6 protein-coding genes are annotated in these 18562 nt (G+C 40.9%); 1 reads left to right on the plus strand and 5 read right to left on the minus strand.

The annotated features are described in order from the left end of the window. Window positions 1-32 precede the first annotated feature (32 nt). From treY to glgX, 3 genes are all read right to left on the minus strand, one after another. Window positions 33-4280 carry a malto-oligosyltrehalose synthase gene (treY, locus tag EV194_RS07445; protein WP_132433411.1) on the minus strand — a complete coding sequence of 1416 codons (4248 nt, stop codon included), beginning with the start codon at window positions 4278-4280 and terminating at the stop codon, window positions 33-35. A 51-nt stretch (window positions 4281-4331) separates the two neighbouring features. Continuing rightward, a complete protein-coding gene (gene treZ / locus EV194_RS07450; protein ID WP_132433412.1) occupies window positions 4332-6197 on the minus strand; it encodes a malto-oligosyltrehalose trehalohydrolase in 1866 nt (621 codons plus the stop codon). Window positions 6198-6379: 182 nt separating this feature from the next. Beyond that, the gene (gene glgX / locus EV194_RS07455; RefSeq protein ID WP_132433413.1) at window positions 6380-8509 is read right to left on the minus strand and encodes a glycogen debranching protein GlgX; all 2130 of its coding nucleotides are present in this window, start codon (window positions 8507-8509) and stop codon (window positions 6380-6382) included. Window positions 8510-9243: 734 nt separating this feature from the next. On the opposite strand from glgX, the gene EV194_RS07460 reads away from it, so the two are divergent. Further along, the gene (locus EV194_RS07460; protein ID WP_132433414.1) at window positions 9244-10458 is read left to right on the plus strand and encodes a 6-bladed beta-propeller; all 1215 of its coding nucleotides are present in this window, start codon (window positions 9244-9246) and stop codon (window positions 10456-10458) included. Between the two features lie 22 nt (window positions 10459-10480). Here the strand turns inward: EV194_RS07460 and pbpC are convergent, their stop codons facing one another. Then, complete coding sequence (gene pbpC, locus EV194_RS07465) at window positions 10481-12841, minus strand: penicillin-binding protein 1C (RefSeq protein ID WP_132433415.1); 2361 nt, start codon at window positions 12839-12841, stop codon at window positions 10481-10483. Then, the gene (locus EV194_RS07470; protein WP_132433416.1) at window positions 12780-18257 is read right to left on the minus strand and encodes an alpha-2-macroglobulin family protein; all 5478 of its coding nucleotides are present in this window, start codon (window positions 18255-18257) and stop codon (window positions 12780-12782) included. Before EV194_RS07470 ends, pbpC begins: the two co-directional genes overlap by 62 nt. Window positions 18258-18562: the final 305 nt, after the last annotated feature.

Raw genomic sequence — 18562 nt, forward strand, 5'->3', positions numbered from 1 at the left:
GATTAACCCGTAATTTTATGGTTGACTTGACATTAGTCCGTTCTTCCAAATGCCCAAAGACTTTCTCTGATGGTTTCAATGGTCTCCTTATCGTCCGGAAGATTTTTAAGTCTCCACATCCAATTTCCTTCTGCAACAGATGGTCGATTCATTTGGGCTTTAGCTCCGAGGCCCAAAATATCCTGCATTGGAACTATGGCCAGCCACGCTCTTGACGACCAAACCAAACGATTTATGATCTCATGAGAATTTCTCCCGCGTGGTTTTACGCCCGTGTAAAACTGTAATCGCTTTTTACCCTCTTCCGAAAGTTCGTTTTTATACCAGCCTCGCACCGTATTGTTGTCATGCGTTCCGGTATACACAATACTGTTAAAACAGTAGTTATGCGGAGTGTGAACAGAAACCGGCATATCATCTCCAAAAGAGAATTGCAAAACATGCATTCCTGGCAGCTCAAATTCGTCCCGAAGTTCATACACTGATTTATCAATCTCGCCAAGGTCTTCGGCGACAAACGGCATTTTTGGGAAATGTTTTTTTAGAATAGTAAAGAACTCTTTACCGGGAGCTTTTTCCCATTTTCCATGGGCAGCGGTAGGTTCTCCGGCCATAACTTCCCAATAGGCATCAAATCCACGGAAATGATCCAGACGAACCAAATCGAATAATTCCAGATTCTTAGATATCCGATTAATCCACCACTTAAAATCCTGTTTTTTCATCACTTCCCAGTTGTAAACAGGCATATTCCATAGCTGACCGGTTTCGCTGTAATAATCAGGTGGCACACCTGCAACTGCATATGGAGTTTTATCGGAATGCAATTTAAATAATTCAGGATGACTCCAAACATCTGCATTGTCATAACTAACATAAATTGGAACATCGCCTATTATCTTAACTCCATGATAATTGGCATATCGCTTTAAAGCTTTCCATTGTTTATAGAAGAGATATTGTCTGAATTTCTCCAAATCAAGACGCTCTTTATAATCAGTAGAATATTGTTCCAGTATTTCAGGTACCCGAAGTACAATTTCCTGTGGCCATTCATTCCATGGCTTATCATTAAACAACTCCTTAAACAAAAGGAAAAGAGCATAATCGTGCAGCCAATAACTTTCTGCATTACAAAAATCTCGGAACTGAGCCAAAGGCTGTTCCAAAGCCTTTTGCCGAAACCGAAACCAGGCCTTGGTTGTAACCTCTTCGCGTATGGCCAGTGCATCTTCATAGTCGGAAGTATCGGATAAGCGTCTCTCCCATCGTTCCAGATCGTTGCTATAGATCAATCCTTCACTTGCCAAAACATCGGGGCTTATAAACTGAATATTTCCGGCAAATGCAGAGAGCGGACTGTACGGTGACCAACCTGCGCCAGGCGTTGTTTGAGTCAATGGCAGAATCTGCCAGTAACTATGACCTGAGGCCTTCAGGAAATCGATAAATCTGTAGGCTTCGTGGCCAAAATCACCTGAACCATATTTCCCGGGTAATGATGAAATATGCAACAACACACCTGCTTTTCTTGAGGTCCCCCGCTTTTCAGCATGGAGAAGACCAACAGGGCCATGCTTAAACAACTCATTTAAAGAAACCGAACCTGACAAACTCATTGTGAGTCCTGAAAAAACATGATGCCAATCTTCCGGTGTATCATTAGGCAATATAACCTGAGTATCCTTCCAGTCAATACTTTCGGGATACAAAACCTCATCTCTTTTAAAAATTGAAGCCATGTATAAAGGCACAATTGTTAAAGCCCACGCATTACTCTGTTGTCTGGCAAAAGCCATTACATGCTTTTTGTATTTCCCTTTAACTTCGAGTGGCAGATAGGCACCTTCATTAAACAGTGCCTTATTTTCTTTTCTCAATTGCAACAATCTGTGAGTGAGCCAAAGCTTTATGCTGCCACTTTGCCTGTCGTTGAGCAGAGATTGAAGAAACACTTCCGGATCTCTCATTTGGCGGTCAATCATTGACCGCAACAGAATGTGTCTGAGAGAATAGTCAACCGGGCGCCGGTTATCCGGATCTACAAGGGAGAGATCCCATAGTTCAGTTCCCTGGTATATATCGGGAATTCCCGGACAGGTGCCTTTAAGCGCCAGTTGTGCCAAAGAGTTATTTATTCCACATGCGGCAATTTTATCCTGAAATGGCAAAAATGATTGAAGAAAACCATGTGCATCATCAAGAATCTTGTGAATAAAATCAATGACAGCTTCTTCCCACGATTCATCGGGAGTACTCCAATTGGTATTTAACTTTGCCTCTCGAAGAGATTTGACCATGTACTCATCAAGCCGGCTAATGAAAAAAGATGTCACCTTTTGGTTAAAAGGCATCACACCAACCATGGTCTGATAAATAAAATACTCCTCAGATACAGATGGCACCTCCAGGCCTTTCATCTCCCTTTTAAAAGGTTTATTCATCTTCATCCAGGCTGCAACCTGAGTCAGCCATTGTTCAGGCATTTCACTGATTACATTTAGCCTGGCTCTTACATCTTCGCCCCTTTTGGTATCGTGTGTAGAAGTGGTATTCATAGACAGCGGCCACGATTCACGACGCTTTTCCATTGCCTTGTGAAACTGCTCAATGGTAATTCCATGTGCATCTGGCGCATCACCAACCTCGTTATGCGTTATGAAAGCGTTGTACCGGTACATGGTGGTATCTTCCACACCTTTAGCCATCAGCGGCCCGGTAAATTGCATGCAACGCATAAAAAAACGATTGGCAACCTGATTTTTAACCTCGTTGGCATCATCTCCTTCAAGAAACAGGGATTTCAGTATATCTAATGCTTCCTTTAACCCTGGGTTTTTATCTAAAGCACCGGTAAACATGCCTTCCACAATTTCCCTGTCTTTTTCCTCCAGAGGCAAATGCTCAGCATACAAGCGATACACCGGGGCTTCCATTAAAAATGCACCAATGGCATCCCTGATAGAATTACGACCTAGTTGATCCAGTTTATCGTCATCAACCAAGCCACTGTTTATAAAGGTTTCCGTAAGATTATCCCATTCACCTCCCATGCGTTGACTGAGAATGAACGACTTGGCTTCTGAAATAATCTCGCGAGGCTCTTTATTATTATCTGTTATATAATTGTAAAACGATTGAAGCTTTTCATAATTCTCCTGTCTGGTCAACAGGTTGTTCACCAATCCCAGGAAATCGTATCCCGAAGTTCCCTGAACCGGCCAATTTGAGGGTAAATCTTCTCCTTCCTCGAGAATTTTTTCCACCACAAGATATTTATCGTCGCCAATTTGCTGTCGAAGCCGGTGCAAATATTCACCAGGGTTATATAATCCATCAATGTGATCAATCCTGAAACCGTCAATCCAACCCTTATGTTGCCAATACTCAATGATTTCATGATAGTAATCGAAAACGGATTTATCATTCATCCGTAAACAAATCAAATCATTTACCGTGAAAAACCGACGGTAATTAATTCGTTTCTCGGTCTCTTTCCAGCAACACAGTTCGTAGTGTTGCTGATTGATTATCTCAGTAAGGAGTTGACTGTTGTTGGTGACATTTTTTGCAATTTGTTGCAAAAAATCTGATACATCACTGCTTTTTTCTGATAGTTGCGAAAGCTGCTCCTTAAATTTTGTCCACTCGTTATTCAAAAAATCTGATTCAGGTTCTGTCACTGATTTTGGGAATCTGCTCATTATTCGCCCAATGGATGTTGGCATGTCCCCGCCATCCATCTTCATTAAATCAACAAAAGTTTTGTAGTTTACAGGAAAAAGATGTTCATGATATACAATGGAAAACCGATGGTTTTTCCATTGCAAAGACAAATCCCCGCTATTTATGGCATCTTCAATGCTCTGTCCTAACACCGGAATCATCAACTTCCCTTCGCATAAGGGGTGATTCCAATCAATGTCAAAAAAGGATGCATAAAGTGACTTCTCCCCATTCTCCCAAACATCCCAAATCCACTTGTTGTGATGATTGTACCCCATGTGATTGGGTACAATATCCTGTATCCAACCGATTCTTCTCTTTTTTAATGATGATGAAAGAGACCTGAACTCCTTTTCGTCTCCCAATTCGGGATTAACCCTGTGAGGGTTTACCACATCATAACCATGCAAACTGTCGGGCGTGGCCTCAAAAACAGGCGCCGCATAAACCGAACCAATGCCTAAAAGATTATAATACTCAACCTGCTCTTTGGCGTCGGCAAAAGAGAAGTTTTTATTGAACTGAATTCTATAAGTTGATATGGGATTTTGCATGGCTTTTATCTATTTTAGGATAAAGATAAAAAGATTTTAAAACCATTCATTTCACCCGGTTCTATTTTTTGAATTATATTCACGTATAACGCAAAATGAAAATCCCGGAAGGTTCAATTCATACCCTTTCGGGGTATGAATTAATGCTTCATTTTGACTCCCCCCCCATTGCTCCGATGACGAGCAGAATACCATACTTTGAAGATTCACCTTTTCTCCCAAAACTTTTTTAACTCTGTCTTTAGAAAAATTATAGTATATATCAAGTCCTGATATGGTTTTATTCTTTTTTAGGATGACCAATTGTCCCTCACTTGAGACCTCTATATTTTCGCGCGAAAAACGGGGAGAAAAGTCAAAATCGGATCTCCTTAACTTTATCAAGGCTTTATAAAAACGATGCAACAACCGTTGTTTTTTATTAACTTGGCTCCAATTAGTTAATTTTGAACGATTAAAAGTATCTTCTGCCTGCGTATCGGAGATTTTTTTATCGCCGCTCATAAACTCTTTAAATTCGTTGGCTCTCCCTTTTCTTACAGTTTCAATCAATTCTTTGTCGCCATGATGCGTGAAATACAAAAACGGTGCATTTTCTCCATACTCCTCTCCCATAAATATTAAAGGAACGTAAGGCGATAGAATTGTGAACCCGGCAATCAATTTAAGTTTTTCAAAACCAACCAGATGGCTTAACCGATCACCATTCATGCGATTGCCAATTTGATCGTGGTTTTGAGAAAAAACCACGAATTTTGAGCCGCATTGTCCATTGGTTTTACTTCCGAAAAACTTGTCTCTGTGACGGGAATAATTTCCATCATACACATAGGCATTTTTAAGGGTTTTCACCAATGGTTCTACTCCACCAAAATCGGAATAGTAGCCATTTTGCTCTCCGGTTACCATGCTATGCAAAGCATGGTGAAACTCATCGCTCCATTGCGCATTTAATGCGTACCCCCCGGATTGAACAGGATTTATGTATCTCACATCATTCAAATCGCATTCGCCTATCAAAAAATGATTCTTCCCTGTTTTTCTGTTTAAATTCTCAACCTCACTATTTAATTCCTGAAGGAAATGCAACGCCCCAAAATCCTTAATTGCATGAACGGCATCAAGTCGCAATCCATCAATATGAAAATCGCGCATCCACATCAGCGCATTCTGTATAAAGAAATGGCGCACTCCATGCGAGCCGGCATCGTCGAAATTAATGGCATCGCCCCATGGAGTTTTATATTTTTGAGTAAAATATGGACCAAAACATCCAAGATAATTTCCTTCAGGTCCCATGTGGTTATAAACCACATCCAGAATAACTGCAATTCCTTTGTTGTGACAGGCATTTACCAGTTTCTGCAACTCTGAAGCACCTCCATAACTGTTTTGCACGGCAAAGGGAAAAACTCCGTCATAACCCCAATTACGTTCTCCGGGAAACTGAGCAACGGGCATGAGTTCAATGGCATTCACTCCTAAATCAACCAAATAATCCAACTTTTCAACCACTCCAATAAAATCACCTGTTTTGGAAAATGTTCCTACGTGGAGTTCATAAATAATCATATCACCTAATTCAGCACCTTTCCAGGAAGAATCAGACCAAGAGAACTTAGATATATCTAGAATACGAGAAAAACCATGGACTCCTTCCGGTTGGCAAAGAGATGCAGGATCGGGAAATTGCTCTTTACCGTTTATCCGGATTTTATATAAGTCCCTATCGGTCAGACCGGACTTTTCTTTTCCCCAATAACCAAAGCTACCTTTCTCTAACGATACTACAATATTCTTGTCAGTAACAATCTCAACCGAATTGGCATCAGGAGCCCACACAAGTGCCGACGAGATTCCATTTCCAATCGAAACCCCGGGTCTCGCCAATGGATATGATTCTTTTGTAATCTCCATGAAAGCATTTTTTAATCTGTTTAATCTAAATAGATCATCAGACTTTTCCCGAGATATTCGGGATTAGGCAGATAAAAAAGATCCATAAGAATAGTTCTCTCTTTACATTCTTGTCTATCCGTCTATAAATCTTAAATCTAAAAATCTTTCGAATTAGTTCCAATTAAAGTTTAACCAGTCTCTTAAAGTGGATGACAAAATAAGACAACGGATCTTCCCTGTACAACAATTTCGCTTCCTGATTTATGACTTAAGCCATCACCATTTTCATCAAAAAAAGCGTCATAAGTATCCATCACTTTCAGCCAGCTATCGCCCCATTTTTCAGTTGGCAGATTAAAGGTCAATGGCTCATGGTATGAGTTAAACATGAGATAAAAACTGTCGTCCACCACTTTCTCGCCGGTTTTGGATTTTGCACGCACTCCATAACCTGAAAGAAAAACAGCCAGAGATTTTGCATAAGATGAATTCCAGTGCTCATCGCTCATCTCTATGCCATTGGGGGTAAACCATTCAATATCTGTTACATCTTTGCCTTTTATGGGTTGATATTTAAACCATTGACGACGGCAAAAAACCGGATGTTTTTTGCGATAATGAATTAGTCTGGAGGTAAATGAGAGTAAATCCTTATCCATTTTATCCCAGTTAATCCAACTCAACTCATTATCCTGACAATAGGCATTGTTGTTTCCGTGTTGAGTGCGTCCTAACTCATCTCCGGCCACTAACATAGGCACGCCTTGCGATAAAAACAGGGTTGCTAAAAAGTTACGCACCTGTAGTTTTCGTAAGTTATTGATGTTTATATCATCTGTTGGCCCCTCAACACCGCAATTCCATGACCGGTTATGACTCTCGCCATCGTTATTATTTTCACCATTTGCCATGTTATGCTTTTCATTATAAGAGACCAAATCCAATAGCGTAAATCCATCGTGAGCTGTAATAAAATTGATGCTGGCTGTTGGTGTTCGCCAATTGTCAAAATAGAGATCGGAACTGCCTGTCAACCGATTGGCAAACTCAGGCAGCATTTCGTTTTCTCCCTTCCAGAAATCCCTCATACAATCACGATATTGAGCATTCCACTCCATCCATCCCGCCGGAAAGTTACCCACATGATAGCCGTCTTCACCCAAATCCCAGGGTTCGGCAATCAGTTTCACCTGCGATAAGACAGGATCCTGATGTAACACATCAAAAAACGACCCCCATTTATCCACATCATCAAATTCACGAGCCAAAACCGGAGCCAGATCAAACCTAAAACCATCGACATGCATCTCCAGAACCCAATAGCGCAAGCTATCCATGATGACCCTTAAAATATTAGGATGAACTGTATTTAAGGTATTTCCGGTTCCAGTGTAATCCATATAGTAACGCGGTTTTTCTTCAATGAGGCGGTAGTATGAAACATTGTCAATTCCACGAAAACTCAACGTTGGCCCGGTGTGACTTCCTTCACCGGTGTGGTTATAAACCACATCGAGAATCACTTCTAACCCGGCAGCATGAAGATCCTTCACCATCTGCTTAAACTCCCAAACCTGTTCGCCTTTCATTCCCGAAGCTGAATATCTGGCATCGGGAGCAAAAAAACCGATGGTATTATATCCCCAGTAATTGGTTAAACCTTGCTCCACCAAATGGCGATCGGCCACAAATTGATGCACAGGCAACAGCTCCACTGCATTTATCCCCAACTCCTTAAAATATCGAATGGATTCCGGATGTCCCACCCCGGCATATGTTCCTCTCAGTTTTTCAGGAATTTTATCTGATAGTTTGGAAAACCCTTTCACGTGCATCTCATAAATAATGGTTTCGTGAAGAGGAATTTTGGGAGAACGGTCGTTCTCCCAATTAAAATCATCATCAATCACAATTGACTTTGGAATATAAGGTGCGCTATCAGCAATGCTGAAAGAAAGATCCTTTTTCTTATGCCCAAATTCATAACCGAACAACGCATCATTCCAATTTATGACACCATCAATGGCTTTTGCGTAAGGATCAAGCAAAAGCTTATTGGGATTGAACCTGTGACCGGCTTTTGGCTCATAATTTCCATGAATCCGAAATCCATAACGTTGCCCCGGTTTGATACCTGGTAAATAAACATGCCAATGATTATGGGTTCGTTCAACTACTTTTATTCTGATTTCCTTATCGGCAGCATCAAAAAGAGATAACTCCACTCCATGTGCATGATCAGCAAAAAGAGCAAAGTTTACCCCTTCGCCATCATAAGTTGCTCCAAGGGGATAAGGCTTTCCCGGCCATATTTGAATATCATCTGACATATTGAATGGTTTAAAGAAGAGAAAAAGTAGAGATTAAGAGTTTCCCGTAGATCAAATGCCGGTTAATGAAAGAAACTTGTTGATTAATAGCATTTTTTTGCATTCGATATGAAAATCAAACCTCTCGTGTCTTTTAATTTATCGGAAATCAAGATTAGATTCTTATAAATAAATGCATTTTAAAGCAAAAACATGACAAAATCAAGTTGACCGATGTTTAATTTAGGATAAAATCACTATAGTCCGAATATTTTATAACCAAGATCTTTATTACGTGACAATTATGACAAAACATCTTAATAGCGGGAAATAACGATTTGAATAATGATGCTTTTCAAAACACAATGAATATAGAAAAAAAATCACTACTGACCGACTAATTATTATAGATTTCTCACTCTGCTCGAAATGACAAAACTTTCAGGAGGTCAAAGCGGGAGAAGGGGTTATTGCGGCGGCGCCGCAATAACCCCTTCTCCGCTCACAACGTAACAGCTTGTCATTTCGAGCGAAGCAAGAAATATATTATATGAATATTATTAAAAAAAATCTTAGTCGGACAGCAGTGTTAAAATCATTAATAAATTTTCACTCTCAATTCTACTCTATCCAAGTTTTTTCTATATTTACGAACGAAACATATTAAACTCAGAATGATTTACCCAAATTAAGCGAATATACAGTCATACCGATTGATACAATAAACATTTTCAAACCTTAACAATTCTAACTCAATGAAACATCCATTCAAAAGATCGACCAAAAAACTTATTCTATTCGTTTTAGTTGTATTTTCATTACAAATCGGGTGCAATAAAAAACCGAGTAGTGATCAGAATAATCATTTAACCATTGACCTGTCGGCACCTGGTTCCACCATATTTTTACCCTTAACAGAAATAGCTGAAGACATTCAGATGACACAACTGGAAACCCGCAATGATTGCTTAGTTAGTCATTTCCGTGGTTTTGCAGGAAAAAAACATATCATCTGCTTTGAGAGAAATAACGTTTTACACTTTACTTCTGATGGTACTTTTATTGGTGAAATTATGCGCGCAGGGCAAGGTCCGGGAGAATTTTACCATATAGGAGCCTGGGATGTTGATGAATCTGAAAGATTTTTAATCATTTACGATAGCAATAAAGACTTTATTTACAGATATGATTTAGATAAGGGAGAGTTTGTAACCCCCATCAAAAACGTTACCCCTACTTTTGCAGATGCTATGCAGTTTCTGAATGACAGCATGATTGCATTACTGCCAAGCGTTTACTCTAATTCTGAACATCATTATCTGATATACTCCTTAAATGGAGATGTAAGTAAGGGACCCAAACGTGAAGTTTTAGATAATCCCCGGTTGCAGTTTACCGGTATATCGGCAGACTTCAGGAAAACAAAATCAAACAATATTGTATACCGCCCTCGCACATCAGATACGATTTACCAAATAAACGAAACTGAGATGACGCCGCTTTTTGTTCCCATCATTGAAAAGAAGAGGCAGTCCGGCAATGTGACTGAAGGCGAATATACAGAGCACATTTATCTGTCAGAAGATTACTTGTATCTCTACAAAAATCAATTTAAACATGAGACCAACAGCGAAGCTAACAGCATCAGTATTACAATGAGCCATGGAAATTTTTATGTGATAAATTTAAAAACCAGGGAAATTTTTGATTCAAGAGGATTATCTGCTAAATATTTGGGAGTATCCCTCCCTTTGTGGAGAATTTTTCCCTCAGGCGGTAACAGATTTAATTTCTCTGTTTCAGCTATGGATTTCATTGAAAGCATTGACCGAGGCATAGATGGAGACCAAATATCACCTGAAGATTTAGAATTCATTACCCAGTTAAGAAAAAGCATCAGTGAGGAGGATAATCCAATAATTTTCTCGGGCACATTTAAAGAAAACATTGATCTTTCGCATCTCAAATAGTTCAACTAAAGCAGTAGCAGTTCTATTGCCTCATCGTGGCAAAAACTCTGCGTGAATCAGATGCTCCCGATTCATCAATTATTTTGAGTGTATTCCAGCCATTTTTAAAGACAACACTCTTGCGATGTTCTCCTGTGGATTCGCCCAGATATTCATCGTCCAGATACCAATAGACTCTGGAACTGGTTGAGACATGTCCGGCCCGGCATATAACAGGTTGAATTTTGCCGTCAAAATCACGTGGAAGAAAAACCTTGGCTTCCATGTCGGGGTATATGATTTGTACCGCCTCATCAGCACGATAGGCGGGACATTCGGGATAATGTCCGGCAACAGGTTCAATGAATTGTCCCTTTGCTCTCAGGTAATAAGCCACATCAGGGGGATAAATCAATACCGGCTTCCGGTTGCTGCCTGTTGCGCTCCAACACCTTGAACACGTCTGGTGCTTTCCATCATCAGAGAAGAATTTAAACTGATGATAATCACAAGTTTTCAGAGGCTTCATCCCCCATGGCAAGTCCATCATCACATAATCGGGGCATGCTTCAGTTGCCCGGAAACCGGATAATTTACAAACTTTTTGTGGCCGAAAGTCTATGTCGTTTTTTTGGAACCAGGCTGACTCTCTGCTGAAAGGTAACGACTGCAAAACATCAAACAATATGGCTCCGGCAGATGTGGCTCCGCTTAAATTCTTGTTTCCTTCGCCATTAAAATTTCCTACCCATACAGCGATGGTATAATCCGGATTTACCCCAATGGCCCATGCATCTTTGTGCCCATAGCTGGTTCCGGTTTTCCAGGCAAAAGGCCGTGCACTGTTGAAATGATACCAGTAATATTCACTTCCGGGCCTTTTCAAGTCATGCAACATATCAAGTACGAGATAACAACTGCCGGGACTCATTAACCTTACTGATTGCGTATTTTTCTCTCCCTGAATTACATAATTATCTGAAAAAACCCCTTCATTGGCCAAACCCCGATAAAGCTTAGTCATTTCCCACATGGTAACTTCCGAACCTCCCAAAATCAGCGGCAGCCCATAGTCATCTGCCGTCCGAAAAAGCGTACTCATTCCGGCACTTTCCAGAAAACTGTAAAACTGATATAAACCATAGGCATTCAGCAACCTGACTGCCGGGATATTAAGCGACTGCACCAAAGCATCGCGTGCCGTTGCCACACCGTTATATTCTCGGCTGGCATTTCGGGGTGAAAAACCATCAAAATAGGTCGGCAAATCGCGAATATAACTTTCGGGTGAAATAAGCCCTTCATCTATGCTTAAACCGTACAAAAACGGTTTAAGTATTGACCCGCTGGAACGCCATGCCATCACACCATCCACTTGGCCTCCATGGTTAAAATCGAAAAAATCGGGTGATCCCACGTATGATTTAACAGCTCCTGATTTCGTATCGGTTACAAGGATGGCCAAATTATGAATCCCGTAAGAACCGTACCGATGGCGGTACATGGACGCCAATTGGTTGCATTTTTTTTGCAACTCTTCGTTTACAGTTGTTGGTAAAATGTGTCGTTCCGGGTAATTTCGCCTTAAGCGAAATGCCAGATGCGGAGCATGCGACTGAAAACGGTGAAACCGCTGTGGAACAGGCTCAAGCAATGCCAACTGAAGAGTAAGCTCGCTGATATGTCCCTTTTCATGAAGTTTATGAAGCAACTGATTGCGTCTGTTCAATAGAGCCGTAGATCTTTCCGATGGATAGATTAATCCCGGAGCATTTGGCAATACGGCCAAAGTTGCAGCTTCTGCCCAAGTCAATTCATCGGCCGGTTTATCGAAAAACATCAACGAAGCAGTTCGGTAGCCAACCACATTGCCCCCGTATGGTGCATGGTCCAGATAAATTCTCAACAATTCATCACGTGAGTGATGAATGGCTAACCTGATTGCGAAAAGAGACTCACGCAATTTATTGAAATAAGTTCTTGGCCTTTGATTGCGCATACGCGCAATCTGCATGGGAATTGTGCTGGCTCCGCTGGTTACCCTTCCATACCTGAAGTTATCCCTCGCTGCCCGAAACATGGCTTTGAAATCAACTCCAATGTGAGAGTAAAAAGACTCATCCTCAAATGTAATAACAGCTGTCTTTAATTTTTCCTCCACCTGAAAAGTATCCGGTGGAAAATGCCATTGCTCGCTTTTATTCAGAAAAGCATGCAGCAGATATCCGTTTTCTGATAATACTACGGTGCTGTAATCGTCATTAAATATTGGCGACGATGGTGGAATCAAGAACCAGAAGAAGGTAATGGCCGACAATAAAATTGCCGGCCACTGCCAATATTTAATCCTTTTCAAAAGCTTCAACATAAACCTTTCTACCGCTGGTGGTAGCTTTAAAATCATTATTGTACATGGCTTCGACCAAAGTTCCCGGTAACCAATAGCTGCCTGCGGTGACGCAATTCAACTTGACCACAAAATCCAACGAATCTCTTTCCCTTAAATCAAAGAACCACATAATTCTGTCATCCCGAATGTCTTGGTAAACCTCCTTGTTCAGATTCCACCTTTGAGTCCATTCAGGCAATACGGTGTTATTGAGTCTGATGTTTTCAATTTGCCACCCCGAAGGCAGAATCTGCATTAAAGCAATTTCAGAAACCCTGCTTAACGGACTGCTGTTACTCACGGTAAAACGCCCGTAGAACGTATCGCCCTGCTTGAGAGAGCCGGGATTAATCAGACGTCCGTTTTCATCGTACCAATTCACTTCCAGTTTCAGATTGTTGGCAACTGGTTCACTTTCATCCTTCAATGGCACACCGTTCCACGATAAACCTGCAAACACCTGGTCCACATCAGAACTGCCGGCAAGATGAATTTCAATGTCTCGGTTAAAGTTATCCCTGATGGGGATAACGGTTCGTCCCTTTTTATTGAATTCAATCTTTCTTCCATCGGCTAAAAGTACATGGCCTGTAATTATTTGGTCTCCTCCAACATCCAATCCAATGGAGTCGAAATATCGCCCCAAAGCCAAAAGCATATACCCAGAACTTTGAGTACTCAGAAAATCCGTACCGGACAAAACTGCGGCGACTGATTCGGCAATGGTTCCTGCAACATTCTCCATCTTCATTAATGTTGCGCAATAGAGAATAATAGCATCATCGCGATGGCTGCTTCCAAAATTGTAATAAAAAGGTTCATAAATTTCTGTGGTTGTTCCCGCGTCGGCAAGAATCCTGTCCCTGATGTTCTCAGCACCAACCAGATGGTAAGCAGCAGCCAACATCCAACGGCTGGCATTGTTGAGTTTATCCAGTTCATTTTCCATCAGCATGTTCATTTCGGCCATAGATTGCCGCCCTGCCAATGCCAAAACAAACGCCCTGTAGGCTCGCGTGGTAAGACGTCCCTGGTGTCTTCGAGCTTGCGATTCCATACCATTAATGGCATTATTGTAAAGAAAATCGGGAACAGAATAACCTAATGCTCTCGCTTCAACTAAGAAATGAGATGCGTAATTGCTGCTCCATTCACATGCTGTGGTGTTTCCAGGCCAATAAGCAAATGCACCGTTTTGCAGCATAAATTGCTGCAAACGATTAATGCCGGCATTCAGGTTTTCATCAATACTATTTCGTTCTTCGGCATTAAAATAGCCCATCTTTTTAAGGTACAACTGAGGGAAAAGAGCCGACGTGGTTTGTTCCAAACAACCATACGGATACCTGATAAGCCAACGAAGTCGGTGGTCAAAATCCATGTTTGGGAAAATATTGATATCCAGCGAGGCGTTGTTTGTGCCGGCAACCCCAACCGCAGGGACTCTCATTCTAATGGTTGACCCTTTTTCAGCCCGTTCGGTTTTTTTATCATAAACCCTCACCGATGAAGGTACTACGCGAATATTGGTTTCATTCTCAACACGAATATCTCCTGATACACCTTCGAGCACAATTTTAGCCTGGCCAATTTCCTCTTTGGCTCTTACTTTGAACTTTATTAAAGCTTCGTTGCTGTTGCTGAAATCTACATCTACAGATTGGTTGCCAACAACTTCGAGAGGCCCTTCGGTGCGTATTGTGAAGCGAGCCTGCCGAACCGAACTAACCATATTAAACAGAGAAACAGGAATTTCAAACTCATCGGAAGGCTTGAGAACCCGAGGCATATTCGCCTGCATAATGATGTCTGAGCGAACAGGGATGGTTTTTTCGGCATGGCCAAAACTTCCTTTTTCGGTACCAATCACCATCACTCTGACAGCCCCGTTATAATTAGGCATGTGAAATTTCACTGTAGCCCGGCCTCTGCTATCAGTTTTAATTGGCCCTTTGAACATACTCACAGGCTCAAAACGACGCTTTCCGTCAACAGGATCCAGTTGCGATTCACGATAATCCAAGTCATCGGCACCTCCAATGGAAAAAGTCTGAAGGACATCGTCGCGGTTAACACTCATCACATGCGAGAAGATATCGAATGTCTCCACAAAAAGGCCAATCTTTTTGTAAAACTCACGCCATGGATTTGGAGTTCTGAACTGTGTCAAGCTGAGCAATCCTTCATCCACCACAGCTATGGTAAACTGTGCCGGTTGGCGGTTTCTGGTGCTTATAACCACTTCAAAATCTTCGTTGGGTGAAAGCACCTCCTTTGTAGAAATATCAAATTCAATTTTTGTTTCAGCATCTTCAATACGTAACGGAATGATTCCGAACATCCTGATTGGACGATCATTAACCATTTGACTGTGAGGTTGAATAACCGATACCGTAACGTAAACATTCGGCAGATAATCCTTTTTCAAAGGAATATCAATCACCAGCTCGTCGCCGGAAGTTTTGGATGGATCAACCCAAAACCAATCCAACATTCTGCGACCTCGTTCTAAAGTAACCAGCACATTTCCCTGTTTCGGATTTGGCAACATAATGCGAGCTGTCTCACCCGAAGAATACACCTGTTTATCAGATTTTAAAGAGAGAGTTCCTTCATTCATATCCCCTCCGGGAATGCCTCCATATCTGTAAGCACTGAAAAAGAGAGAAGAAACATGGCCATTTCCACCATCCATCACTTCTATGAGATACTCCCCATTTTCAGACGGGGTAAAACTGACATGATTCAACCCATCTCCCAGAGTTAATGATCCTTCTGAAACAATATATGTTTGAGTATCCTCCTTATATTTAAGCTGATAGCTGCGGCGATCACGATATTGATACCACCATCGGCGGTCGTTTCGATACACCCTGTAATTCAACTGTCTGCCGTTAAGCCTGTTGCCATCCGGGTCAAGTAAAACTACAGGAAAACGAACCTCCGAACCGGTTTGGTGATAACCGTATCCGCTCGGATCCTGAATTCCAACATATCCGGGGTAAACATGCAAATCGGAAACATTCCATCCTTCGTTTGGCTGGCCTCCCTGCTCAAGAACTGTTGCCGATATTTTCAATTTTAAAGCAGATGGAACATCGCCCAAAGAAGGAAGTATCCATTCACCTTTAAGTTTTCCGTCATTGTCCAACCTACCTTTAAGTACATTATGCGTAAAAGAGCGAAAATCCACATCAGCTCTGGAAAAATTATAGTTAAGATACCTTGGGAATTTCATTTCATGAGGATGAACCTCTATATTCACATCGGTTTGCAAATTTGGTGCCGGTGCACCAAATAAGTATTGCACATCCACATCGAAACCTATAACCCGGTCGTTCCAGTTAAAAGTACGTTTTGCAGGACGAACCTGAACTCTTAACTGTTCTGCCACAACTGTTTCAATTTTTAATTGATCGTAAAAATGAGCTCCACCGGCATTAATCTGAACATTGTATGTTCCCGTGGGAGCACTCTCTTCGGTTTGCATTGAAAACACATACATCCCATCGGTTGACCTTACCTGGGTTTGTTCATGTACAATTCGGTATTGAGGATTACGAACAGTAATACTCACAGGATGGTTTGCAGGAAATGTATTATCCCTGTTCTTCGCAATAAACCCTATATTTATGGAATCTCCTGGACGATAAACACCCCTTTCAGTGTAAATAAAACCACGCACTCCGTGGTGGTTTTCTGAAATACCACCCACGTCAAATCCGGAATTACTCCACTTCATTTCATTTCTGCTTATGGCAGAAATTTGTTTACCCCTTCTTGCTGTGATGTAATAAAAATAGCCGGTAGTTTCGAACCGTATTACGCCCTGTTGATTGGTTCGACCATTTTGGATTATACTCCCTCCGTAATTAAGCAATTCCACATTGATATTTGATAGAGGTTTTCCGGTAAGAATATCAGTAACAAAAGCCACCACACTCCCATCTAAAGCCTTCGCCGTAATACCAAGGTCACTTAAAAAGACAGGTTTATATATCTGACCTTTCTCATCTATGTAGTCAAGAATATCTCCTTCGATTGGTTGACTGACGTCACCGGGGTTAAAATTGATTCTGATGAGAAACAGACCATCGTCGTACTTAGAAAATAACTCAGAAAGGTCAAACTCGTTCAAGACCCATTCGTTAGGTTTATCGGCTAATTCAATGGTTTGGTTTTTTACAATTACCCCAACTGAGCCGGAATAATGATCACCAAAACCCCTGTTTCGGTTTCTTTCGCTTCTCAGTTGAGAAGAATTCAAAAAGGCTCCAATCTGGCTGGTATAAACCTTTTTTACCTCAAGGTGAACCCGTTTAAGATTAGTCGTATAAAACTGTACCCGTTTTTGATTAGATTGAGGCAAAATGACCCCATCGGATGCAAACTCCAACTGTGGCGGAATATCTGAGAATCTTAGTTCACGAGTAACTTTAGAATCTGTCACTGTTCCCCATCGGCTTCTGATACCTGGCTGAACGGTCACTTTATAACTGCTCCCGAACTTAAACCCGCCATCAATGGAAAGCATATTTCCCATTTTTCGAACCTGGAAATCTACATCTGGTTCGATGGAAATTAAACCATCCATATGTTGATCAATATCAAGCTCATCAGAGAATCCAATTCGAACAGCGGCACTTCTGCCGGATTCATCCACTCTGAATTCACCTGTAACCATTTTTTTCAATGGAGAAACTTCAAAGGTCTCTGTGTAGTTTTCGGACAAATCAAGATCTCTGCGATTGATGGAAAACGTATATCTTCTGTTTCTGTCTGTTCTAATGATTTTATCAGATACAAATTGAAATTGTGTATCGCTTAAGCGGCTCCAGTTTAACTTAATTTCCTTATCCCCTTGGAGACTTGCAGATTTCTTAAGAACATCCAAATCAGTAGGTTCTGAAAACAGAACTACACCACGATAAATCAGCTCTTTGGGTTCGTTTCTGTCAATTAACTCCAGAGTTCCTGAGAAATTTGAAAGATTACGCCCAAGCACATTCAGATAAAACTCCAAATTCTCGAGTTTTTTTTCTTTAAAATCATCGGAAAGTTGTTGGAGATTAAGCACCCCTTTAATCACTGTTCTTGAAGGTAATCCGTTCTCAGGTTGAAACTCCAATGTATGAGCACTTGTCCATACCGCGTCACCTCTTACCCTTGGATTAAAAGTAAATACGTTGCCCGGAGTTGATCCAATCTTTTCCTCATCAACAATGGGATTATTAAATACAACTCGGACAATGTCACTGGATCGCACATCACCGGATGTAACAAAACTTATTTCACGAACAATTTCTTCTGAATAAATTACTTCAGGTAAAGATTCACCGGGAGCTGGTGATTGAGATCTTTTGCAAGAAAAAACAACGCAAATGAACAATAAAACAGTCCACATGCATAATGGGCGATAAGTGGAAATCATTATTTGGGTATAAATTAAATTAAGGAATTCTATATATTTACGAAAATGCAAATAACAAATTTAACTTTTATTATCTAATTCCATCATTGGTCGTTGATATTTCCTATAAAATAAACTTCTACTTAAGCATTATATTGAATTACGACAAAACTAACCTCTTTAATTTTCATTTCGTCCCTTAACAATTAAAATCTATCACAAACAGACGTAATTTTTCGGAAGTCAGTAAATATTTAAACATAAAGCCATTTTACATACTAACAGGATTGCATAATCATGATTTTGAAAGACAAAATTTGTCACTT

It is taken from the genome of Natronoflexus pectinivorans (assembly GCF_004345615.1).
Lineage (GTDB): Bacteria > Bacteroidota > Bacteroidia > Bacteroidales > Marinilabiliaceae > Natronoflexus > Natronoflexus pectinivorans.

Coding starts and splice junctions, on each gene's coding strand:
- treY (WP_132433411.1), bottom strand. CDS start 4,280: ATGCAAAATCCCATATCAACTTATAGAATTCAGTTCAATAAAAACTTC.
- treZ (WP_132433412.1), bottom strand. CDS start 6,197: ATGGAGATTACAAAAGAATCATATCCATTGGCGAGACCCGGGGTTTCG.
- glgX (WP_132433413.1), bottom strand. CDS start 8,509: ATGTCAGATGATATTCAAATATGGCCGGGAAAGCCTTATCCCCTTGGA.
- EV194_RS07460 (WP_132433414.1), top strand. CDS start 9,244: ATGAAACATCCATTCAAAAGATCGACCAAAAAACTTATTCTATTCGTT.
- pbpC (WP_132433415.1), bottom strand. CDS start 12,841: ATGATTTTAAAGCTACCACCAGCGGTAGAAAGGTTTATGTTGAAGCTT.
- EV194_RS07470 (WP_132433416.1), bottom strand. CDS start 18,257: ATGATTTCCACTTATCGCCCATTATGCATGTGGACTGTTTTATTGTTC.